27 protein-coding genes and 4 pseudogenes are annotated in these 20,576 nt (G+C 42.8%); 3 read left to right on the top strand and 28 right to left on the bottom strand.

Going from position 1 to position 20,576, the window contains the following annotated elements:
• From HK413_RS18420 to HK413_RS12375, 9 genes and pseudogenes are all read right to left on the bottom strand, one after another.
• Positions 1 to 527: pseudogene (locus HK413_RS18420) on the bottom strand (DUF2723 domain-containing protein); the annotation flags it as partial.
• A complete protein-coding gene (locus HK413_RS18415) occupies positions 527 to 1,459 on the bottom strand; it encodes a hypothetical protein (protein WP_246230491.1) in 933 nt (310 codons plus the stop codon). The gene HK413_RS18415 and the pseudogene HK413_RS18420, both read right to left, overlap by 1 nt.
• 185 nt (positions 1,460 to 1,644) lie before the next feature.
• Positions 1,645 to 2,682 (bottom strand): glycosyltransferase family 117 protein, encoded by a 1,038-nt coding sequence (locus HK413_RS18410; protein WP_246230489.1) that lies wholly within the window; start codon positions 2,680 to 2,682, stop codon positions 1,645 to 1,647.
• Positions 2,683 to 2,838: 156 nt separating this feature from the next.
• Entirely contained in the window at positions 2,839 to 3,720 is an 882-nt protein-coding gene (locus HK413_RS12395) for a hypothetical protein (RefSeq protein ID WP_175270353.1), read from the bottom strand.
• 96 nt (positions 3,721 to 3,816) lie between these two features.
• Positions 3,817 to 3,960, bottom strand: coding sequence for a hypothetical protein (locus tag HK413_RS12390; protein WP_175270352.1), 144 nt, complete (start codon positions 3,958 to 3,960; stop codon positions 3,817 to 3,819).
• A gap of 191 nt (positions 3,961 to 4,151) precedes the next feature.
• Positions 4,152 to 5,090 carry a metallophosphoesterase gene (locus HK413_RS12385; RefSeq protein WP_317169564.1) on the bottom strand — a complete coding sequence of 313 codons (939 nt, stop codon included), beginning with the start codon at positions 5,088 to 5,090 and terminating at the stop codon, positions 4,152 to 4,154.
• The gene (locus HK413_RS18405; RefSeq protein ID WP_246230487.1) at positions 5,009 to 5,368 is read right to left on the bottom strand and encodes a hypothetical protein; all 360 of its coding nucleotides are present in this window, start codon (positions 5,366 to 5,368) and stop codon (positions 5,009 to 5,011) included. The genes HK413_RS12385 and HK413_RS18405 overlap by 82 nt, the downstream gene beginning before the upstream one ends.
• Positions 5,369 to 5,731: 363 nt before the next feature.
• Entirely contained in the window at positions 5,732 to 6,367 is a 636-nt protein-coding gene (locus tag HK413_RS12380; RefSeq protein ID WP_175270351.1) for a Pr6Pr family membrane protein, read from the bottom strand.
• Positions 6,291 to 6,707 (bottom strand): MmcQ/YjbR family DNA-binding protein, encoded by a 417-nt coding sequence (locus HK413_RS12375; protein ID WP_175270350.1) that lies wholly within the window; start codon positions 6,705 to 6,707, stop codon positions 6,291 to 6,293. Before HK413_RS12375 ends, HK413_RS12380 begins: the two co-directional genes overlap by 77 nt.
• A gap of 94 nt (positions 6,708 to 6,801) precedes the next feature.
• Here HK413_RS12375 and HK413_RS12370 point away from each other — a divergent pair, with 94 nt between their 5' ends.
• Positions 6,802 to 7,575 (top strand): enoyl-CoA hydratase/isomerase family protein, encoded by a 774-nt coding sequence (locus HK413_RS12370; protein ID WP_175270349.1) that lies wholly within the window; start codon positions 6,802 to 6,804, stop codon positions 7,573 to 7,575.
• Between the two features lie 31 nt (positions 7,576 to 7,606).
• On the opposite strand, the gene HK413_RS12365 is transcribed toward HK413_RS12370, so the two are convergent.
• The 9 genes and pseudogenes from HK413_RS12365 to HK413_RS12340 all read right to left on the bottom strand — a co-directional run bounded on the left by HK413_RS12365 (position 7,607) and on the right by HK413_RS12340 (position 12,556).
• Complete coding sequence (locus tag HK413_RS12365; RefSeq protein WP_175270348.1) at positions 7,607 to 7,924, bottom strand: hypothetical protein; 318 nt, start codon at positions 7,922 to 7,924, stop codon at positions 7,607 to 7,609.
• A gap of 236 nt (positions 7,925 to 8,160) precedes the next feature.
• Complete coding sequence (locus HK413_RS12360; RefSeq protein WP_175270347.1) at positions 8,161 to 8,424, bottom strand: hypothetical protein; 264 nt, start codon at positions 8,422 to 8,424, stop codon at positions 8,161 to 8,163.
• Positions 8,425 to 8,639: 215 nt separating this feature from the next.
• Positions 8,640 to 9,092 (bottom strand): endonuclease/exonuclease/phosphatase family protein, encoded by a 453-nt coding sequence (locus tag HK413_RS18400; protein ID WP_246230485.1) that lies wholly within the window; start codon positions 9,090 to 9,092, stop codon positions 8,640 to 8,642.
• A complete protein-coding gene (locus HK413_RS18395) occupies positions 9,043 to 9,483 on the bottom strand; it encodes an exonuclease/endonuclease/phosphatase family protein (protein WP_246230484.1) in 441 nt (146 codons plus the stop codon). The genes HK413_RS18400 and HK413_RS18395 overlap by 50 nt, the downstream gene beginning before the upstream one ends.
• A 268-nt stretch (positions 9,484 to 9,751) precedes the next feature.
• A complete protein-coding gene (locus tag HK413_RS12350) occupies positions 9,752 to 10,024 on the bottom strand; it encodes a chaperone modulator CbpM (protein ID WP_175270346.1) in 273 nt (90 codons plus the stop codon).
• An 11-nt stretch (positions 10,025 to 10,035) separates the two neighbouring features.
• Complete coding sequence (locus tag HK413_RS21510) at positions 10,036 to 10,584, bottom strand: J domain-containing protein (protein ID WP_317169563.1); 549 nt, start codon at positions 10,582 to 10,584, stop codon at positions 10,036 to 10,038.
• Positions 10,530 to 10,943: a J domain-containing protein gene (locus HK413_RS21505; protein ID WP_317169562.1), complete on the bottom strand. Its 414-nt coding sequence runs from the start codon at positions 10,941 to 10,943 to the stop codon at positions 10,530 to 10,532. The genes HK413_RS21510 and HK413_RS21505 overlap by 55 nt, the downstream gene beginning before the upstream one ends.
• Positions 10,944 to 11,043: 100 nt before the next feature.
• Positions 11,044 to 11,264 (bottom strand): annotated as a pseudogene (locus HK413_RS18390) (PspC domain-containing protein).
• 5 nt (positions 11,265 to 11,269) lie between these two features.
• On the bottom strand, positions 11,270 to 12,556 hold the full coding sequence (locus HK413_RS12340) for a DUF2851 family protein (RefSeq protein WP_175270345.1): 1,287 nt from the start codon (positions 12,554 to 12,556) through the stop codon (positions 11,270 to 11,272).
• Between the two features lie 134 nt (positions 12,557 to 12,690).
• Between HK413_RS12340 and HK413_RS18385 the strand changes: the two genes are divergently transcribed.
• Together HK413_RS18385 and HK413_RS18380 are read left to right on the top strand one after the other, a co-directional pair.
• Entirely contained in the window at positions 12,691 to 13,284 is a 594-nt protein-coding gene (locus HK413_RS18385; RefSeq protein ID WP_246230482.1) for an MFS transporter, read from the top strand.
• Between the two features lie 5 nt (positions 13,285 to 13,289).
• Positions 13,290 to 13,994: an MFS transporter gene (locus HK413_RS18380; protein ID WP_394353175.1), complete on the top strand. Its 705-nt coding sequence runs from the start codon at positions 13,290 to 13,292 to the stop codon at positions 13,992 to 13,994.
• Positions 13,995 to 14,049: 55 nt separating this feature from the next.
• On the opposite strand, the gene HK413_RS20085 is transcribed toward HK413_RS18380, so the two are convergent.
• From HK413_RS20085 to HK413_RS12290, 10 genes and pseudogenes are all read right to left on the bottom strand, one after another.
• Positions 14,050 to 14,133: a hypothetical protein gene (locus HK413_RS20085; RefSeq protein WP_317169565.1), complete on the bottom strand. Its 84-nt coding sequence runs from the start codon at positions 14,131 to 14,133 to the stop codon at positions 14,050 to 14,052.
• A gap of 29 nt (positions 14,134 to 14,162) precedes the next feature.
• Positions 14,163 to 14,555 carry a DUF1345 domain-containing protein gene (locus HK413_RS12330; protein ID WP_262886907.1) on the bottom strand — a complete coding sequence of 131 codons (393 nt, stop codon included), beginning with the start codon at positions 14,553 to 14,555 and terminating at the stop codon, positions 14,163 to 14,165.
• A gap of 60 nt (positions 14,556 to 14,615) precedes the next feature.
• Entirely contained in the window at positions 14,616 to 14,741 is a 126-nt protein-coding gene (locus HK413_RS20080) for a hypothetical protein (protein ID WP_262886906.1), read from the bottom strand.
• Positions 14,742 to 14,770: 29 nt separating this feature from the next.
• Entirely contained in the window at positions 14,771 to 14,971 is a 201-nt protein-coding gene (locus tag HK413_RS12325; protein ID WP_175270355.1) for a YwbE family protein, read from the bottom strand.
• A gap of 117 nt (positions 14,972 to 15,088) precedes the next feature.
• Positions 15,089 to 15,919: a hypothetical protein gene (locus HK413_RS12315; RefSeq protein ID WP_175270344.1), complete on the bottom strand. Its 831-nt coding sequence runs from the start codon at positions 15,917 to 15,919 to the stop codon at positions 15,089 to 15,091.
• A gap of 61 nt (positions 15,920 to 15,980) precedes the next feature.
• A pseudogene (gene argH, locus HK413_RS12310) lies at positions 15,981 to 17,314 on the bottom strand (argininosuccinate lyase).
• 57 nt (positions 17,315 to 17,371) lie between these two features.
• Complete coding sequence (locus HK413_RS12305; RefSeq protein ID WP_175270343.1) at positions 17,372 to 17,722, bottom strand: four helix bundle protein; 351 nt, start codon at positions 17,720 to 17,722, stop codon at positions 17,372 to 17,374.
• A gap of 53 nt (positions 17,723 to 17,775) precedes the next feature.
• A pseudogene (locus HK413_RS12300) lies at positions 17,776 to 18,839 on the bottom strand (M20 family metallo-hydrolase).
• 127 nt (positions 18,840 to 18,966) lie between these two features.
• Positions 18,967 to 19,689 carry a DUF72 domain-containing protein gene (locus HK413_RS12295; protein WP_317169561.1) on the bottom strand — a complete coding sequence of 241 codons (723 nt, stop codon included), beginning with the start codon at positions 19,687 to 19,689 and terminating at the stop codon, positions 18,967 to 18,969.
• 218 nt (positions 19,690 to 19,907) lie between these two features.
• On the bottom strand, positions 19,908 to 20,576 hold a 669-nt coding region (locus HK413_RS12290; RefSeq protein ID WP_246230478.1), incomplete at its 5' end, for an MBL fold metallo-hydrolase.

The raw sequence follows: 20,576 nt of genomic DNA, 5'->3' as shown, positions 1-20,576 counted from the left end.
GTGCTTTTAACGCCGTCATCATGTCCTTCTACCATTAAGCTTTGTATCAGATCAAGGAAGGTAGAGATCATTACCGGGTAGAACATGGTAGTAGACTCATGATCTAAATACTTAGCGGTTTTAAACTTGCCAAATTTAAACTTGTTCATGATGTTGTTATACGCCACCATGGTATTTATTTTATATGGCTCATCCTTAACAGCAGTATCAATTTTTAGTGGCATAAGGTGGTAAACAAAGCCTTCTTTATATAAGTATGGCTGCATACCTATCAGGTTTTCGTTACCAACGGTAATTGCAAAGCATATAGGGCGTTTCCAATTGTTATGTGCCAATATATCCAGCATAGCCAGGTTATCCTTCATGATATAGTTTGAAGTATATTTCCACTTCATGGTATCTGCTATCAGGCTTATTTTATCAGCAGGTACCACATTGTTTTTAATAATATCCTGCGGATTGATAGTTATCTTAAAGTTTTTAGTTGGCAGGTAATTAGCAGTTTCGCCATTTGGATAAGTAGTCATCACCCGGGGTCATCCGACGATATAAAATCAAACACATCCTTCACCTCAGTATATCCCGGTATTTTTTGATCCCTGAAATACAGTACATCGCGTATACCGTCTTTATATTTATCAAATGGCATGGTAATAGGCAGCGCGTCCGCTTCGTTCATTTTACGTTGCATCTGGTGTATATACCAGTCACCGGTAAATAAGCTAAGGTTAACCAGGCGCACGTCAGGGCGTATTCCCTCAACCTCTTGCGCATACCATACACAATAGGTATCGTTATCGCCATAAGTAAATAATATGGCGTTTGGCGGGCAGGATATCAGGTAATTATATGCCATATCATGCGCTACCATTTTGGTAGAGCGGTCATGCGCTTTCCATTCTTGTTTAGCTAATACTACCGGCACAGTTAAAAGGCATATCGCGGTAGCTACATAAGCGGCTGTTTTTGGAGTGATCTTTTTCCTTAAAAACTCGGCCAGCGCAATAACACCCAAACCTATCCAGATAGCGAATGCATAGAATGATCCGACATAAGAGTAGTCCCTTTCGCGCGGTTGTACCGAGGGCTGGTTAACGTACATTACAATAGCCATACCGGTAAAGAACCAAAGCAGGGCTATAATTAGCGCGTCGCGTTTCTTTTGTTTAAAATGGTACCACATACCCAATAAGCCCAATATAAATGGAAGGGCATATAGCGGGGTATAGGTTAAGCCATGGGTAACAGATTTTGGTAAATGTTTGGTGCCATCTAAAATACCGCTGGTCCAATCACCGTCAACATAGCCTTTAAAGCCACCCATTTGTTGTTGTCCGTCGCCATCATTTACGCGTCCTACGAAGTTCCACAAAAAGTACCTTACATACATCTGGTACGTTTGCCAGCTGAAGAAAAACTTCAGGTTTTCAACCATGCCGGGTACATCCGTATCGCCCATTTGCAGCCATTGCCTGTAAAAGCTTGGGTCCTGACCCTCGGTGCTGTAAATACGCGGGAAAACTGTTGTATGGTCGTAAATATAATGTTGTTTTTTGCCTGATACTTCATATTTCTTTTCGCCCTTACGATATAAAGTAGCGCCTTCGGTTTGGTCAACAACTTTAGCATCAAAGTACGGGCCCGTTAATAAGGGTGTTTCGCCATATTGATCCGGTTTAAATAGCCGTTTAAGGTAAACGCGTTATCCGGGTGCGAGTTATCTAAATTGGTATTGGCAGTAGCGCGGATAGGGATATAAACAAACGCGCTGTAGCCAAAATAAATAAAGGCCACACATAGTAAAGCCAGGTTTAATACAGCCTTGCCTTTTTTAATACTGTAAACAATACCGGCCACCAATAAGCTTATCAGCAATATAAAGAAGAAGATAGACCCTGTACCAAAGCCCAAACCTAAAGTGTTAACGAAGAACAAATCGAAATAAGCCGATAGCTGAATGGTCCACTGCCTGATACCAAACTGTACCAATCCAAGAATACCAATGCTTATTAAAAAGGCAATAACCGCGCTTTTAGTGGTAATGGTTTTGGCCCTGCGGAAGTAAACAACCAGCGATAATGCCGGGATAGTTAACAAGTTAAGCAAGTGGATACCTATGGATAAACCAATAATATAAGCTATAAATATTAACCATTTGTCGGCGCCCGGCTCATCAGCATGGGCATCCCATTTTAATATGGCCCAGAATACAATTGATGTACATAGCGCTGATAAGGCAAATACGATTGTCTCGACAGCCGAGAACCAGAAGGTATCAGTATAAGTAAATGCAAGCGCGCCCACTAAGCCAGCGCCCATAATTAATATGGTACGTACATTCTCGTTCTCACCATCCTTAGCAGCAGGAACCAATTTTTTAGCTAACGCGGTAATGGTCCAGAACAGGAACATGATAGTTGCACCACTGGCAATTGCCGAGCCTAAATTGGTAAAATATGGAACTTTGGTATTGTCGCCGAATGATAACAACGAGAAGAATTTGCCCAGCATAGCAAACAAAGGGTAACCCGGTTGGTGCGAAACCTGTAAACGGAACGCGCACGAAATAAATTCGCCGCAATCCCAAAAACTTACGGAAGGCTCTAAAGTTAAAATGTAGGTTGCAGAAGCTATAACAAAGCAAAGCCAGCCCAGCAGGTTATTGATCTTTTTGTATTGCATTGGTTAAGAGTAAAGTTTATTCAATAAGTAAATATCAATATTTTTTGAAATACTGATACAGCATTAACATCTTTTAACATAAAACGAGGCCTAAACCATCATTTGCCGCAAAGATGATAAAATTACTTTAACACTTATAACCTGTTAAGTGCTTTGTTAAAACTTTAGTGCCACCCCAATATCAAAGTAAAATACAGATGATTGTGTTGTTAAACCCAGCGCTTTTACCACTGCTGCCGATTTAAACTGATTTTGCGCCAAGGCATAGGTAGGGGTAAGGTTAAGGGTAAAATTACCCCTCGAATATTCAACCGGGATGGCGCACTCAAAATCCAATAACTTATATTGGCTTAGCTCCGACTGGTAGGTTTGCAGCAATGCCGTTGCCGCTGCTGAATTTTGTACATTTTTACGTTTACGATAAACTATATAACCGTTATAGAAATTCTGGGTGCCTGTATTGGCTTCAATAGTTGGCGACAGCGTTAGTGCATCATCTTTTCCAAATACGCCGTCAATTTCAAAATCACGGCTTAGGGCAATGTTCAGGAACAAATCGCCGGCTATAGCTTGTTTGTTGAAATTGTAGTCGACAGTTAAGGTTGGTGTTACAAAATCGTTGTCAAAGCTTAAATTTCCGCTAATGGTACTGCTTTGCGAAGAGGTTACCTGTGTACTGTTGCTACTGTAAAAGAATTTGGAGAAAGATAGCCCGCCCGATAGTTTATCACTCAGATCGAAATCATACCCAAGGGTAACATCGCCACCATCAACCTTGTTCTTTTTGCGATTAGGCACAACATACAAGCTGCCTGATAAATAAATGCCGTTGCTAAAAGCGTATTTAAGCTGAGGAGTAATAACCGCAGTGCGCACAGAATCTGCCCGGCCCATAAATACACTATTGCTTAGATAATTTAATTTTATTTCCGGGCCGGATTTACTGTCAGCTTCCCCGGTAGTTTTTGTTTGTGCTAACGCGATAAAAGAATTACAGCAAAGTGTACAAAGTAATAATGCTTTGTAAGGTTTAATCATAATTAACAGGGGTAATTATGATAAAGGTATAATAAAAGCACAAAAAAACGGGTATCCCAAAAATACCCGTTTACAAAGCTGTGAGTTAATATTGGATTAGATCTTTATAACGCGTGTATCCTTTTTAGGCTTTGCGTCTTTATGATCTTCCAAAAGTTCAGGTATCAGCTTAATAATGCTAATCATCGCGCCGCCTATCAATACCATCGCTTTAAAACCGAAGCGTACAAAAGGCTTCATTGTTTCCCAGTTCTCTTTCCGGTATCGGTTTGTGGTTGTTTGCGATTACGCTGAACGGGTTTATATTTTACAGGATGGTTTGCCATAGCTTTAATATTTATATTAATAAAGCTATGAAAAGGTAAATTGTTTAAAATATTACTAAGCCACTTTCCGCTTCAACGTCAACACCGTAATCTCTGGCCAAACGCCTAACCTGCCTGAGAAGGCCAGAAACCAAATCCACGATTTACATACAGATATCGGTCTCCCTCATTAGCCAAGCCGGCCCAATCTAAATAACGGTATTGCACCGGGCTCCATCTAAAGCCATCAACCTCTACACCAAACTGCGCGCCGTGGGTATGGCCGGATAGGGTGAGGCGGACATTTGCATTAGTGTTATAGCGTACTTGTTCCTCCCAATGGGTTGGATCGTGCGAGAGGAGTATTTTAAATGATTTCGGATCAACACCTGCTAATGCTTTACTCAGGTCGCCTTTTTGTATAAAGCCGCGCCCCCAGTTTTCCACACCTATCAACGAGATCTTTTGGCCGCTCTTTTCTAACTCCACATTTTCGTTTAACAGCAAACGATAGCCAAGGTCTTTATGGTGTTGTTTTAGCTTATCCAAATTAGCGGCTTTTTCGGCCTCGCTGTCCCAATGGATGTAGTCGCCATAGTCATGGTTGCCCAGTATGGAGAACTGGCCGTAGGGCGCTCGTAATTGGCTGAAATTGGATAAGTACTGTTCTATCTCCCGTGCGGCATTGTTAACCAAATCGCCGGTAAATACAAAGAGGTCGCTTTTTTGGGACTGGGCCAGATCGATACCTTTTTGCATCGCCTTAACATTATCAAAACTACCCGAGTGGATATCAGACAACTGGGTTATGGTAAAGCCGTCGAAAGCCTCCGGTAGATCGTCATAATAAATAGTTTGACGGTGCACCCTATAATCGTATTTTCCCCTAAACATAGCGTAGAAGAAACCGAAGAACGGAAAGGCAGCCAGCAATATCGCCAGCTCACTGATGAACTTTCGCCGGGCAGGGAAATATTTATGGCTTACCGCATCTTTACGTTTAGTGGCAGCATTGTATACACCAACACCACCACGCCCCAGATCGCCCAAAAACAAAACCACCACAAATACCAGCTTGGTAATAAAAAAGTCAGGAACAGGCTCAGCATCCATTCGTGGAAAGGCGTCATCCCTTTTGAGGTATTGTAGCTGCTAAAGCCTAACAGGAACACCACAGTAATGCCAACAGAAATTACCAGAAAACCCCATGGAACGATATGTTTACCGGCTTTGGATCTCCGGTCGGCAGTGAAAGTTTTAAGGCCGTTAAAAACGTACCAGTCAAACAACAGGCTTATAGCCGCAAGTATTAAAAAGATATTAAGGAAACCACCTTTGTGCATATTGATCTATTAGTCTGCAATTTATAAAAGGAAAGGTAATTAGCACGTAAAATTTAGACCTGCATAAACAAAAACTCCCGCCGTGTTGGAGGGAGTTTTTTAAGGGTAGCAAACTAATTAGTAGTGGTAATTACCATGTTGGGTTTGACCGCGCTGATCGTATTTGTAATGGTATTGGTTATGATCCCGTCGATATCCATCCCGTCCATAGCGATCATATTGGCGTCTGTGCTGCTGGTTTTGCAGCGAACAACCCGTTAGGGCAACCGAAGCGAACACTACCAGTGTAAGCATTTTTATGATGTGTTTTTTCATGGTCTTTATTTTAAGTATATATTAAAGACTCTGGCAAATACAGAAGGTTTAACGTTTTTGGGCTATCCTGTTTACACTGATAAAGAGTAACCCTAAGCTTAAAAATGCCAGCAACAAAAAGAAACAGTTAATAGTTATCTGGCCGTAACTGAGCTTGGTGCCGTCAATAAAGCTATAAGGATAGTAATTAGATATTGAGCCTCTTAGTAAAATATAAAAACAATAAATAAGCGGATAAAGCAGCCAGTTAATTGCCCTGCCCCATGGTAACTTTGTCTTAGGAATAAACAATAACCAAAATAATATAAACATGGGCGGACTGATGGAATGGAAGATCTCATCGCAAAATTTGAACCAGCCATATTGCGTATGCTCTTTGCGCAGCACCAATTGATAAACCAGGCAAACTATGGTTATGTAAACACACATAGATGCCAATACCGCTGGCTTGGCAAACCATTTACCCCATTTGGATTGTGGAGCCAATAAAAACAAGGTCATAGCCAACGCAACCAATGCATTATTTTGAATAGTAAAATAGCTTAATAACTGCACAATAGCACCACCAAACGTGCGGCCCTGCGACAGGTATTTTTCTGTAGAGATATCAAACTGGATAACCAGTGCCAGCCAAACCATAATAGCCAGCAGGGCCATGTACATTACCTTTATTTTGTTTTTCATTTTTTTGTGGCGATTTACGGTTTGGCTTTTTAGCCATAACAGTTTGATGGCCCAACGTTATAGCATCTTGCAGCATATCTTCGCGCATGTGTTTTAATTCAAATAAAGTGCAACCCTTTAAACCCCATTTGTTGGGTACAGGATAGATAATTGCAGGGTTGAAGGCGCAAAATACATCCTGATCGATCAATGGTAAAATTACCATCATGCGTTCATCATTCACCCATAAAGTGGCGAACGTGCGGCCATTTGCCCTGAAGGCGGGTCTGCCCACATGATCGTATTCTTCTGTCCCCGGCAAGGATAGCGCAAACTGGCGCGCGGTTTCTATGGTTACCATATAATTGATTATAGCTAAATTATTAAAATCCATTTTAAAAATTGCAGGAACGTTAAATACTTCTGATATTGTTTAAATCTACAATAACTTTACTATGTCCGATAACCCAAACGGGGAAATAACCCTTACTTATAGTGATAGCGGCGTTGCTACCATCAGCTTTTATCATCCGGCACAAAACTCGCTGCCGGCGGCGTTGCTTGATATGCTTACCGCTAAAATAAACCAGGCAGGCGATGACGGGCAAACGCGCATTATTGTACTAAAAAGTGAAGGCGACCGTACCTTTTGTGCAGGCGCGAGTTTTGATGAGCTATTACAGATAAAGGATAAAGAAGCAGGAGCTAAGTTTTTTGCTGGTTTTGCCAATGTGATCAACGCCTGCCGCAAATCGCCAAAAATTATTATTACGCGGGTGCAGGGTAAAGCTGTGGGCGGGGGAGTGGGCCTTGCCGCCGCTGCCGATTATTGCCTGGCTACCGAAGCAGCCGCTATTAAACTAAGCGAACTGGCTATTGGTATCGGTCCGTTTGTAATTTCTCCGGCTGTCACACGTAAAATTGGGCTGCCCGCGTTTTCGCAGTTGGCGATCCGTGCTGTTGATTTCCAGACTGCACAATGGGCAAAAGAAAAAGGGTTGTATAATGAGGTTTACGCCACTATCGGCGATATGGATACGGCATTAGTCGCTTTAACAGAAAAGCTGGCATCCTACCATCCCGAAGCATTGTCAGGCTTAAAGCAAATATTATGGGAAGGTACTGATGAGTGGGATGAGCTGCTTACCAAACGTGCCGCTATAAGCGGCGAACTGGTATTGTCTGATTTCACGCAGCAGGCGCTACAGGGGTTTCTGAATAAAAAATAAGAAAGCCCCCGAACTATCGGGGGCTTTCTTATTAATAATGTCTTACATATCTTGTATGGCGATAATAGTTTTCATGATATACCGGCCTGCCGTAATATCCATGACGATAATAGACTCTGCGTACCGGCGGTGCTACTATTACACGATTATAAACTACCGGGCGTTCGTAATATTCGCGGCTGTACACCGGTTCAACATATTCTTCACGGTAAACTGGTTCTCTAACTACCACTACACGATGTGGGGGTGGAGGGGTGCCAATTCTTAATCCTACACTTATTTGTGCATTTGCTGCCCGGAAAGTACCGGCTAATAATGCTGCTGCTATTGCTAATTTTAAAGTTTTCATAATCATTGTATTTAGTAAATAACCTATATCGTTATTGTTGTATTTATGACAAGAGCCATGCCAGTAGGTTTAATGAATTTTATTGAATTAGCTATAAACTGCTGATAATTAGTGCGAAAAAATGCGATCTTTTGAGTCGATATCAGGCTATGCCAATAATATAACAGTTGTGCTGTAAAAACTACAAAAATGGTTTTAAAACAAAAAAGCCTCCCGAACTACGGGAGGCTTTTTTGTTAGTAATGCCTTCTTACCACACGTTCATGACGAACGTAGGTGTTATGATGATATACCGGCCTTCTATATTCGTGACGGTAGTAAGCTCTACGCACGGGCTCATGACGAACGATTACCTGGCGCTGAACCGGGCGATGTACTACAACCACTTCATGACGTGGCGGCGGGGTACCGATATGTACGCCTACTCTTACCTGTGCACTTGCTGCCCGGAAAGTACAGGCTAATATTACTGCTGCTATTGTTAATTTTAAAGTTTTCATATGCTTTTTATATAAACAGTTTTAATATCGCTGTTCATGTAATTAAGACGATAGCTATGTCAGCAAGTTTAACGGTGATGTATTTGGTTATCCGGAGTGTTGGAATTATGCCTGTAAGAATAAGGATAATAGATAGTTATGAATTGTAACTAATATGATATAATTAAAAAGGCGCTAAGGTTTAAATCCTCAGCGCGTTTTTTATGATGGTATATCTATTTAACATTCATTATAGCTACTACCGGGTAATGATCCGACGGTACTTTACCGTGATAGGTGTCAGTTAAAATAGCGTAGCGCTTAACATCAAACTGTTTGGTTACAAAAATATGGTCAATTCGCGCGTCGCCTGGCCTATCCACTTGAAATGCATTAAACGAGTTGCTGTTAGCAAATTTTATAGGCGCAAGATCAAAGCAGTCCTTTAATAAGCCGGTGCTTAATACTTCGGCATAGCTTTCATTGTGCTGGTCTACATTAAAGTCGCCAGTAAATATGGTTGGTTGGTCGCCTGCCATTTCTTTTATTTTTTGAAGTACCAGCGTAGCGCTGTTTTTACGCGCCAATACGCCAATATGGTCCATATGGATATTAAAGAAATAAAACTTAAAGCCGGTTTTAATATCCTCGGAACTGTGCCCACGTGCAAATACGCGGTAAAGCGGCATCCCAGCCTTTGTTAGGCCTGTCCGTAATAGTTGATAGCCAAAAATTGCCCTGTTTTACTATTTTAAAGCGGGTCTCTTTATAAAATATAGCTGAGTATTCGCCTTTTTTAACACCATCATCACGACCAATACCTATCCATTTATAACCGGGCAAAACGCTGGTTAAATCATTAAGCATATTGTATTTGCCTTCCTGCGTACCAAAAACATCAAGGTCGTTAAACCGAATAAGCTGGGCAATTACCGGGTATCGTTGCCCCCAGCCGTTACCGGCTAAAGAGTCTTGCTTATTATCGTTACGCAAGTTGTAGGTGGCAATATTTAATTGCTGACTAAAGGCCGCTCCGCTTAAAATTAAGCAGGCAAGCGTTGTTAAGAAAAGTTTTTTCATTTGTTTTAGTTGGTTAGCCAAATATATAAAAGTCTATGTTATTAAGCGCCTAATAGGGGAAAAGTTAACAGAGAATTAATATCATGACTATACAAGTGCGAACAGTAGCTTATAAAGAGCTATGTCATTTCGAAACGAGGAACGAGTGAGAAATCTTAAACAAGCGACCCGTCTGCAAAGCGTTTAAGATTTTTCGCTATCGCTTAAGAGAGAAGTTCTCGCTGCGCTTAGAAATGACAACGAGAGATATTACTCATACGCTCTTAAACTATTTTTCAATAACCTCATTTCTTCCTCGGATATCTTCAATACGCTCTATTAAATGGGTAATGGCTTCAATCCCGGCCAGGTTGATATCCAGCTCGGTATACAGGCGTGTTATGCGTTCAAGTTTGTTTAACTCGGTTTCGGCGATGCACGGAGTGTTATCAACTATGGTTATCTTCAGAAGTCCCGCTTCCTGCAGGTCGGTGATGAAAGTATGTTCTAACTGGTGGTACATACAAAAATCAGTAGCTTTTATTAAATGCTTAGCGTTCATATCCCAATAATTTATGTTGATGATTTAGCCAGTTCTTCAAATAGTTGTTTTTGTTTATCGGTAAGGTTGGTTGGGAGTTGTATTTCATAGCTGATATATAAGTCGCCAAATTGCCCCTCTTTTTTGTAGACAGGCAGGCCCTTTCCCTTTAATTTAACTTTAGTGCCGTTTTGTGTTTCGGGCGCTACCTTAACTTTGACTTTGCCGGTCATGGTTTCGGCTGTTATTTCGCCGCCTAATATGGCGGTATAAATATCCAGCTTGGCGGTACTGTATAAGTCGGCGCCTTTGCGCTTAAACCGGGGATCATCAGACACTAAAAATTTAATGTATAAATCGCCGCCCGGCCCGCCATTGGCACCGGGGCCGCCATGCCCGGCAATTTTTATGGTTTGCCCGTTCTCCACACCTGCCGGTATAGTAATACGGATGTTTTTACCATTAACCGTAAGCGTTTGTTTATGGCTTTCTAATATGTCTCTTATGTGCAATTGTAATTCGGCATTCAGGTCCTGCCCGCGGTATTTTGCCTGGCGTCTTTGTCCACCACCCCCAAACATCGATTGAAAGAAATCCGAAAAATCTTCACCACCACCACCGCCGCTAAATCCTTCAAAATCAAAAGCCTGCCCGCCGCCGCCATAGCTACGTTGCTGCCGGCTTTGTTGTTGGCGCGCTTGCTCATATTGCTCTCCATGTTGCCAGTTTTCGCCGTATTGATCGTATTTTTGCGTTTGTCCGGATCGCTTAAAACTTCGTTAGCCTCGTTCAACTGCTGGAATTTTTTGTGTGCCTCCTCGTCGTTTGGGTTAAGGTCGGGATGATATTTACGTGCCAGTTTGCGGTAAGCGGCTTTAATGTCCTTATCGCTTGCCGTTTTAGTAACGCCTAAAATTTGGTAGTAGTCAATAAATGCCATAACGGTTAAGTAGCGACGCGCTATTTAGCGTCTGTAAATTAAACTTTAAAAATAGCAGATTGGTTTTGATTAATAAATGATGGGTATCATTTAGTTAGATCTACAGATCAAAGGTACGTGTACGACAGCGCTTGATATAATTGCGAAAGTCTAACACTATCCCCGCAAAGAAGTAAAATATTAGCGGGAAACCGACGGAAATAAAAGAGGTGTAGATAAAGAAAAGCCTTAACTTGGAGATAGAAATATTAAAACGTTCGCCCAAATAAGTGCAAACCCCAAAAGAGTATCGTTCAAAAAAGTGAGGATCCGCTGTAACATATCTATCAGGCTAACTTTAGTATTTTATTACCAACGCTGCATTGCAGGCATTTCTTATAATTACAATAATAGTTTTTTAATTCCAATAACGCCTGTGTTTCAAATGCCGAATTTACTTTAACACCCGGGCTGGCAAAATCTGCTATTATATTATTGTTCTCGCCAGGCATGGTTTCTAATAATTTTAAACTTCTATTGATATAATATTCCTGCTGGTTATGCTTTCCATAACTAAACAAAAATAGCGCTAATGTATTTAACAATAAAAGGTCGGCAGATGTTTGCCCCATGTTTTTTGATGCCGGTTTTGATGGCTTATCAAACTGATAATGCTCGTCCCAATATGCATTTACCTTAATATCAGTAAACAGCTTTTGGAGGCTTTTTACATCTTTTACCTCTAAAATCTTCGAGAACAAGTGATTTGAGTTTACCACCAACGCCGCAAATTGCGCCAACCTGATAGTAGGGAAGTTTAACGGGCGCATTCGCAGAAACTTCCATAGATGGTTGTCAATAGGGTTAAGGCTGAACTTCTTCCGTAGGAACTCATATTCTGTTTTTAGTTTACGCGGATATTCATCTTCAAAATCGCCGTTTAAAAATCCCGCTTGTCCAAATATCAGCGCCTCTATTTGCAGCGGGTTGTTTTTATGCTTCGCGAGGATGTTTTGGGGCAGCGACTTAGCCATGAGTTCAAACGGAACCGCGTTGGTTTTAAACCCAAAGTTGGCCGCCAAAAATTGATAAAAAGTTTCTTCCCAATCGCCCCTGTTAACGGCAAGTGCTGCTATAACGGCTTCTGATTTCTTTTCCAGCCGCTCTATCAGTATCCGTGTGAACCAGGTTTTTAAGGTAAAGTCGTCCAGCTTGCCGATGCTGGCTTCGCAGGGGATAATGGTTTGTGTGCCGTAAACCAGGTTATGGTAGCGGTTAAATAGTTCGTCAGGTATGCGGTTCTTTAGTTCGAGGGTTGGGATCCGGCGACCATTAGGTAATATAACCGGCTCGTCGTCACGGTATACTACATGTAGTATCACGTTGTCATAAGCGTTATCTGTGGTATGGTTATGCTTGCTCCAGTCGGACGAGGAGAGGTGCAGCTCCACATTACCGGCCCATAAGGTATCGCCAATCTTTATCCGCGCATTGCCAAAGTCGGGCCCCGAATCGGTATTATGCATCCCTGCCGAAAAGATCTCGATAGCTTCACCGGTGATAGTTTGCAGGTTGCTCCGTTCAAACAGGCGGAACTTCCAGATATAATGCAAAAAGTCTTCGGTGAAAAGCATTAACTAAGGTATAAAAAAACTGTCATTTCGAAACGAGGTACGAGTGAGAAATCTTAAACATGCGATCTGTAGCATAGCTTACAAGATTTCTCGCTACGCTTCGAAATGACAGGGGTATTATTTAAATTGCCCACATGTCTAACCCCATAATCCAACCACCTTCTACCGCCAGTCGTATCAAATCCATTATTGGTGGCTCATTAGGTAATTTGGTAGAGTGGTACGATTGGTATGTATACTCAGCCTTTACCTTATACTTTGCCGGCGCGTTTTTTCCTTCGGATAATACAACAGTACAATTATTAAACACCACCGGCATTTTTGCTGTAGGATTTTTAATGCGGCCCATTGGCGGCTGGGTAATGGGCACCTATGCGGATAAATATGGCCGCAAAGCCGCGCTTACGGTATCTGTATTGCTTATGAGCATAGGGTCGTTTGTTATTGCAATTACACCAGGTTATAAACAAATAGGGATATTTGCACCCGCCATATTATTATTAGCACGAATGGTACAGGGCCTAAGCGTTGGCGGCGAATACGGCACCAGCGCCACCTACCTGAGCGAAATGGCCGGCAAGCGCCGTCGCGGGTTTTATTCCAGCTTTCAATATGTAACCTTAATTGCCGGTCAACTGGTTGCGTTGGGTGTGTTGGTACTATTGCAACGGGTATTTTTAACCGAAGATCAACTCCATACCCGGGGTGGCGCATTCCGTTTGCAATAGGGGCTGTGCTGGCTATATCAGTTATGTACCTGAGACGCAGTTTGCAGGAATCAGTCACGCTTAATGGCCACCCGCAACATATCTCAACCCGGGGTACTATAAAAGAGTTGGCCAAACACCCCAAAGCGGTATTTACGGTAGTAGGATTAACGCTTGGCGGAACAGTAGCGTTTTATACGTTCACTACTTATATGCAAAAGTTTTTGGTGATCACTTCCGGTTTCAGTAAAAGTGCCGCTACGCTGATATCAGCATTAACCTTAATAGTTTTTATGCTATTGCAACCGTTATTTGGGCAAATATCCGACAGGATAGGCCGCAAGCCATTGCTGATAACTTTTGGCGTAGGCGGTACCTTAGCAACTGTACCCATATTGATAATGCTGGGCCACACAAAAGATTTCTGGACCGCGTTTGCGCTTATTATGATCGCCCTGATCATTGTGAGCGGTTATACCTCAATAAACGCAGTTGTTAAAGCGGAGATGTTCCCCGCGCATGTGCGGGCGTTAGGGGTAGGTTTCCCGTATGGTGTGGCCGTATCCGTGTTTGGTGGTACTGCAGAGCCCCCCGCCCTGATGTTCAAAAATTATAATCACCAGGAATGGTTTTACTGGTATGTGGCTTTTTGCGTGCTGATATCGTTATTGGTATATATTAACATGAAGGATACCAGGGTGCATTCTAAAATGGAGGCGGTGCATGATTGATAACCAGGTGCGGTTTGGTGAGTAAACGGCGCGCGTTCAAGTAAACGACTTAACCCTATACCAAACTCGACACCACATTTATACTCAACGCCACAATAGCTGTATTAAAAGCAAATGATATGATACCATGCATCAGCACCAACCTGCGGATTGGCCGTTCTGACACCTCTACATCCGACACCGGAAGGTCATACCTATCACGAAGGAAAAGTAAACGAAATCGAGGTAATCTGGTTCTTTTTCGTTGGGAAACTCCAACCCGCCAACAGGTATTGTTTCACCCTCTATAGCATTATAGTATAAATGCGCGTACCGCATGGTAAACAGCGTATGTACCAACCACCATGATACAATAACAGACGCCATTGCCAGTAAAATATGACCGGTAACATCAGCATCGGCTTGGCCCTTGGTGCCTTTTAGTAAAAACAATATCGCCCCTAAACTTATAACCGATGCCGCTATTACAAATAAAAATATCAGTGTCCGGCTCGAGTCCTGCAGTTTAGCTATCTTCCTGATTTCTTTTGGATGGGCATTTAATATAATGATCCAATCCATAATAATGATGGCTAATGCAAACGCTACCCGGTAACCAGCGAAGCCGCAGGCCAGCTTAGCTTAGTGCGCGTAAGCAAAAGCTATTAACGCTGCCCCAAATGATATCACCACACGGTAATGCGCATCAAACTTAAAAAACTTGTTTTTGGGTAACGCTTTAATTTTGGTAAGTCCCTTTTTAGCCATGGCCTATGATTAATTGCAAGGCAATATAGCTAATCCTCTTCAACTATTTCGGCTACGCGGCCCACCTGCCCATCTTCTAATCTAACTTTAATACCGCGCGAGTGGTAGGCCGAACTGGTTAGCAGGTCCTTCACAATGCCGCGGGTTAATTTGCCGCTACGCTGATCTTTTTTAAGGATGATATCAACCTCAAGGCCCGGGTAAATGTCGCTTCTGTTTTGTCCGTTCATGTTATTTTTTCTTTTCGAGTGCCCATAAGTCGTTACTGTACTTAAACTCCGGATGATTAGGGGTGCCACCATATTTGCCGCCGGTCATATATATCTTACCTTTAAATACTGTAGCCGCTACTCCGCCTCGAGGTGTCCAGGGTGCAGTTTGCTCTGTCCGGTTTTGCCATCAGTGCTTACCAACACCCGGCTCGAAAACAAGCCATTGCGGTTGCAGCCCAATAGCCATATCTTATTATCGAAAACAACAGCTGCATAGCCAAATAGTTGTTCGCCTTTTAAAATTTCGTTAGTCAATAGGGTCCAGTTCAAACCATCGGTGGATGTCCATACATCGTTATTCAGTAAGTAAAGTTTGCCCTTAAAGTTTACTACGGCTGGGCTGCGCTTGCCAAAGGGTAAATTGTCTTTTTGTTTAACCCAAACTATGCCATCAGCCGAATTCCAGATATCAGCATATTCGGTGTTTTGATTAGCGCCACCAATTATCCAAAGTTTGTTATTGAACACAAACGGATGGTAAAAGAACCGTGCTGGCAGATTTCCTGTTCGGGCAATAACCGTCCAACTTTTAAAGTTGTTGGTACGGTAAATCATAGGTGTGTAGGTAAACCTATCGGCATTGCCCTCAAAATGCCCTAAGCCGTACATGCTATTGTTAAATTGCACGTAGTCTAAAAATGCCAGGTTATATATGGCATTAGGTAAGCTTGATTTTACCCATCGCCGTCCATCTGTCGAATACCAGTTACCATCCTGGTGAAAAACCCACGCCGTATCATGCTGAGTAAACATCTGGAAATTGTAACTTTTTTTCCAGTCTGCGCTATCCAGTATTTTGGTCCAGATGTAGGTGTGGCCTTTTTTAGCTGCCCCGGTATTTTGTGCATAGGTGAAGGTAGATGCCGTTAGCCCAATAAACAGTAACAGGGAGGTGGTTGTTCTCAATAATCCGTTCATAATTTATAGCACAATAATTCTCACCTCACTTTGAAAACAGAGCGATACTTTACTTCACCAGCTTAGCTATGGCCCGTGCAACCGCTTCAAACTTAAATTCGCCAACCAGTTTGGTCATTGCATTAGTTATCTCGGCATTGTTTAAGTTGCCTATGCTGCCCTCGTGGGTATGGTTAACTGTTTTCTGCGGATCAAACTCGCCTTTCTCTATAGCTAATCCCACCTGCTTATACGCATCGCGGAAGGGGGTGCCGTTTAGTACCATCTTATTAACCTCTTCAACACTAAACAGGTAGGCGTATTTAGGGTCGTTTAATATATCCCGGTTTACGGTGATGTTTTGCAGCATAAACGTTGCCATGTGCAGACAGTTCTTCAGCTCAGTAAACGCCGGGAATAACAGCTCCTTCAGTAATTGCAATTCGCGGTGATAGCCTGATGGCAGGTTGGTGGTCATCATGGCCACATCATTTGGCAGGGCTTGTAAACGGTTGCACTTGCCACGCATAATTTCCCAAACGTCGGGGTTCTTTTTATGCGGCATAATACTGCTGCCGGTTGTAAGGGTATCGGGGTAACTTACAAAGGCGAAGTTCTGGCTCAGATATAAGGCCTGGTCCATAGCCATTTTAGCTAATGTGGCAGCTATTGATGATAAAGCCTGGGCGATGATCCGCTCGGTTTTACCGCGGCCCATTTGGGCATAAACCACGTTGTAATTCAGGCTTTCAAAGCCTAACAACTCCGTAGTCATGGTACGGTTTAGGGGGAACGACGAGCCATAGCCCGCAGCCGAACCCAACGGGTTTTTATTGGTGATCTTATAAGCGGCTAATACCAGCTCCGGTCGTCAATCAAACTCTCTGCATAAGCACCAAACCATAAGCCGAACGAAGATGGCATAGCCACCTGCAAATGCGTATAGCCCGGTAATAAGGTATCTTTATGTTGTTCTGATAATTCAATTAATTGGTTAAAGAGCTTATGTGTTTCTTCAACTATCTGTTGCAATTCGTGGCGGAAGAATAGCTTCAGATCGACCAGCACCGGTCGTTACGCGAGCGGCCGCTGTGGATCTTTTTACCGGCTTCGCCAATGCGTTGGGTAAGCAGCATTTCAACCTGCGAATGTACATCTTCCACACCCGGCTCAATGGTAAAGTTGCCGGCTTCCACATCAGCATAAATGTTTTTAAGCTCGCGTTGTACCAGCTCCAGGGTCATCGGCGCTCATCAGGCCAATGCTTTGCAGCATCTGCGTGTGCGCCAGCGATCCCAGTACATCAAATGCCGCCATTTGCGCGTCGAACTCGGTATCGCGCCCAACGGTAAAGTTCTCTACCAGCTCATTAACATTAGTGGTTTTTTGCCAAAGCTTACTCATATTATTTACGATTTACGATTTACGATTTACGATTATTGTGATAACCATAAGTGTAAATCAATTGCCACGCAACGTATTTATTGCGGCGACAATTATAGAAAGAAGTTCGTTACCTTCCTTATAAATAGGTGTGATTTTTTCTTTTAATTCAGGATTTAATTCCACTAATAGCTCATTGAAAAATAAGGTTTCGTCTAACTCTTCTTCAACAATTTTTAGTTTATTAATGAAATCTGCTTTTGATTTCGCTCTGCAGGCTGCCCGGTAATTTGCCCCGGTCGAACTTGCGCTACGTGCTAACTGATCCGCATAATTACGATTCACTATGTTGTTTGGAATACTTAGAACTAATCTTGCATTAGCAATCGCGTAGTATTTAGTCCTCAAAAGTAATTCTTCTTTTTTCATGAATAATAATTGATGAAGATACAAATCGTAATTCGTAAATCGTAATTCGTAAATCAGACGATCTTCTCCAGCATCTGAACATACAACTCAATACCTTCCTTAATCTCATCCACATAAATAAACTCATCCGCACTGTGCGAACGTGCCGAATCGCCCGGGCCAACCTTTATTGACTGGATATCCAGTAATGATTGATCAGATGTAGTAGGCGAGCCATAGGTGGTCCGCCCAAGAGAAAGTCCTGCCTGTACTATAGGGTGGTTTTTATCTATTGACGATGGCTTTAAACGAACAGAACGTGGGGTAACATCACAGCTAACATGCTGGCGGATGATTTCCAAAACTTCTTCGTTCCGGTACGCATCCGTAACCCTAACATCAACTACAAAATTGCAACTGGCGGGCACAACATTATGCTGCGAACCTGCATTGATAACCGTAACCGACATCTTCACCGGCCCAAACATTTCGCTCTCTTTAGGGAACTTAAAGGTGCGGAACCATTCGATATCCTTCATCGCCTTATAAATAGCGTTGTCGCCTTCTTCGCGGGCGGCATGGCCGGCTTTGCCATGAGCAACACAATCAAATACCATTAATCCTTTTTCGGCAATGGCCAACTGCATCAGGGTAGGTTCGCCAACTATCCCAAAATCAAGCGGACCTAAATCGGGTATAATCAGTTCTAACCCATTCACGCCCGAGATTTCTTCTTCGGCAGTGGCAGCTAAGCAGAAATTATATTTAAGGTTGGTACGGTCATAAAAATAAAGGAACACGGCTATCAGCGATACCGGCAGCCGCCCGCATCATTACTGCCAAGGCCATAAAGTTTGCCGTCTTCGGTAACTGCGTCGTATGGGTCGCGGGTATAGCCGGTGTTTGGCTTTACGGTATCGTGGTGCGAGTTAAGCAGTATGGTAGGCTTGGCCGCATCAAAATGTTTATTGTATGCCCACAGGTTGTTTATTTTACGATTTGGCGTGATACCGTGGGTTTTTAGGAAATTTTCTAACAGGTCGGCGGTGCGGTCTTCTTCCCGGCTAAATGATGGGATGGAAATGAGCTGCTGCAGCAGCGTAACGGCTTGTTGATATAGTGTGTTGATGTCAGTCATAGCAAGGTGCTAAAAATACAGTTTTTTATTAACGCCGCTTATGGCTTAATGTTACGTTTCTGTTAATCAAACAAGCCACCTTTGTTTAAAAACTGCGGCTCGCGTACGTTAAGTTGTAGTTCTTGATTCAGTTTTTTAATGAAGTAATCAGCTTTTTCCGGCGAGTGGCGCTCGTCATGCTGGTGCATAAAAACCAAACTGATTTTAAACCCATATCTCGCCATTGCTTTATGCGGTAAACCCAATCGTCAAGGCGCGGATCATCGCTCGCATCGCCATTACCAACATAACGTATAAAAGCGTGCGGCGTTGGCAAATTCATGTGCACACAATCGCGCCTGCCTGATGCATCGGTTATCACCGCGCCTAAATTCAGATCGCGCAGCATATTAAAAACAGTTTGGCGTACCTCATCATTGGCAAACCATTCTTTATGGCGCAGTTCTACAAATACGGGGACATCCTTTGGCAATTGCTCTAAATAAGCTTTTAACTCCGGGTAACTTTTTGGCGTAAAATTATCGCTTAGCTGCAGAAACAACGGGCCTAGCTTATCGCCGAAGGCCAAAATCCCCTCATAGAAAGTAGTGGTAATTTCCTCAGCATTTTTTAACCTGCGGATATGGCTGATGCTTTGCGAAAATTTAGGACAGAATTTAAAATCGGGGTTTAGTTCGGCCTTTTCTTTCCATTTGGCAATAGTTGAAGCAGGGTAGAGGTTGTAAAAAGTAGCGTTCAATTCAATGCTATCAAAATGTTTTACGTACTCGTCTAAAAAGTTGGCGTCTTTGGTTTTTGGCGGATAGATCTGGCCCACCCATTCTTTACGTCCCCACTTAGCACAGCCCACGTGTACTTGCAGCGGCTGGTCGTTTTTGCGGCGGCAAGGGTTTGTATGGTTAATGCCGGATCGGGCGGTAAGGTAAAATCAATTAAGGGTAGTTCTTCTGGTGTTACACGGCCAAATTCCATAGGTATAAAAATTTAAGGCAAGATAGGACTAAGATTTATTAAATCAATTTGTCATTCTTCACTATGTTCAGGATGACAAAAAAATTAAAGGGTTTATCAGATACTAACCGTTAGCCCATCATACGCCAGTTTAATACCGGCAGGTAGCTCAGCCATAACATCAGCATGTTTGCCCAAGCGATGGGAAATATGGGTGAAGTAAGTGGTTTCGGCGTCTATCTCTTGAGCGAAAGCGATAGCTTCATCCAACGTGAAATGCGAGATATGTGTTTGCTTTTGCAGCGCGTTTATCACCAATATTTTTGATCCTTTTATTTTTTCTTTTTCCTGGTCGGATACCGTTTTGGCGTCGGTGATATACGTGAAATCATTAACGCGAAAACCAAGCACCGGTAATTTATAATGCATTACCTCTATAGGCGTAAAATGAATACTGCCGATATGGAAACCTTCATCGCCAATGGCATGCATATCTACCTGCGGTATACCGGGGTACTTATTTTCGGCAAATACATAGGGAAACTCCCGCATCAGCGCCGCCTGTACACGCGGGTCGGCATAGATGTTCATAGGTTCCTGTTGCTTAAAGTTAAAGGCGCGTACATCGTCCATGCCGGCTACATGGTCCTTATGCTCATGCGTGTAAACAATAGCATCCAAATGCTGTACATTGGCGCGGAGCATCTGGTACCTAAAGTCGGGCCCCGAATCAATAGCGACGGTTTTATCGTCCGCCTCAATTAATATAGACGAGCGCAGTCTTTT

The organism is Mucilaginibacter humi (assembly GCF_013087555.1).
Note: the sequence above shows the minus strand (reverse complement) of the source record. Positions and strands in the feature narration are given on the sequence as shown.

Coding starts and splice junctions, on each gene's coding strand:
- HK413_RS12305 (WP_175270343.1), bottom strand. CDS start 17,722: ATGAAAAAAGAAGAATTACTTTTGAGGACTAAATACTACGCGATTGCT.
- HK413_RS12360 (WP_175270347.1), bottom strand. CDS start 8,424: ATGAAAACTTTAAAATTAACAATAGCAGCAGTAATATTAGCCTGTACT.
- HK413_RS21505 (WP_317169562.1), bottom strand. CDS start 10,943: ATGGCATTTATTGACTACTACCAAATTTTAGGCGTTACTAAAACGGCA.
- HK413_RS18395 (WP_246230484.1), bottom strand. CDS start 9,483: ATGAAAAAACTTTTCTTAACAACGCTTGCCTGCTTAATTTTAAGCGGA.
- HK413_RS12325 (WP_175270355.1), bottom strand. CDS start 14,971: ATGAACGGACAAAACAGAAGCGACATTTACCCGGGCCTTGAGGTTGAT.
- HK413_RS18400 (WP_246230485.1), bottom strand. CDS start 9,092: ATGCCGCTTTACCGCGTATTTGCACGTGGGCACAGTTCCGAGGATATT.
- HK413_RS12330 (WP_262886907.1), bottom strand. CDS start 14,555: ATGGATTGGATCATTATATTAAATGCCCATCCAAAAGAAATCAGGAAG.
- HK413_RS12370 (WP_175270349.1), top strand. CDS start 6,802: ATGTCCGATAACCCAAACGGGGAAATAACCCTTACTTATAGTGATAGC.
- HK413_RS18410 (WP_246230489.1), bottom strand. CDS start 2,682: ATGCAATACAAAAAGATCAATAACCTGCTGGGCTGGCTTTGCTTTGTT.
- HK413_RS12365 (WP_175270348.1), bottom strand. CDS start 7,924: ATGAAAACTTTAAAATTAGCAATAGCAGCAGCATTATTAGCCGGTACT.
- HK413_RS12395 (WP_175270353.1), bottom strand. CDS start 3,720: ATGATTAAACCTTACAAAGCATTATTACTTTGTACACTTTGCTGTAAT.
- HK413_RS12375 (WP_175270350.1), bottom strand. CDS start 6,707: ATGGTAACCATAGAAACCGCGCGCCAGTTTGCGCTATCCTTGCCGGGG.
- HK413_RS12380 (WP_175270351.1), bottom strand. CDS start 6,367: ATGAAAAACAAAATAAAGGTAATGTACATGGCCCTGCTGGCTATTATG.
- HK413_RS18415 (WP_246230491.1), bottom strand. CDS start 1,459: ATGGGCGATACGGATGTACCCGGCATGGTTGAAAACCTGAAGTTTTTC.
- HK413_RS18405 (WP_246230487.1), bottom strand. CDS start 5,368: ATGCACAAAGGTGGTTTCCTTAATATCTTTTTAATACTTGCGGCTATA.
- HK413_RS12340 (WP_175270345.1), bottom strand. CDS start 12,556: ATGCTTTTCACCGAAGACTTTTTGCATTATATCTGGAAGTTCCGCCTG.
- HK413_RS18385 (WP_246230482.1), top strand. CDS start 12,691: ATGTCTAACCCCATAATCCAACCACCTTCTACCGCCAGTCGTATCAAA.
- HK413_RS12350 (WP_175270346.1), bottom strand. CDS start 10,024: ATGAACGCTAAGCATTTAATAAAAGCTACTGATTTTTGTATGTACCAC.
- HK413_RS21510 (WP_317169563.1), bottom strand. CDS start 10,584: ATGTTTGGGGGTGGTGGACAAAGACGCCAGGCAAAATACCGCGGGCAG.
- HK413_RS20080 (WP_262886906.1), bottom strand. CDS start 14,741: ATGGCTAAAAAGGGACTTACCAAAATTAAAGCGTTACCCAAAAACAAG.
- HK413_RS12390 (WP_175270352.1), bottom strand. CDS start 3,960: ATGAAGCCTTTTGTACGCTTCGGTTTTAAAGCGATGGTATTGATAGGC.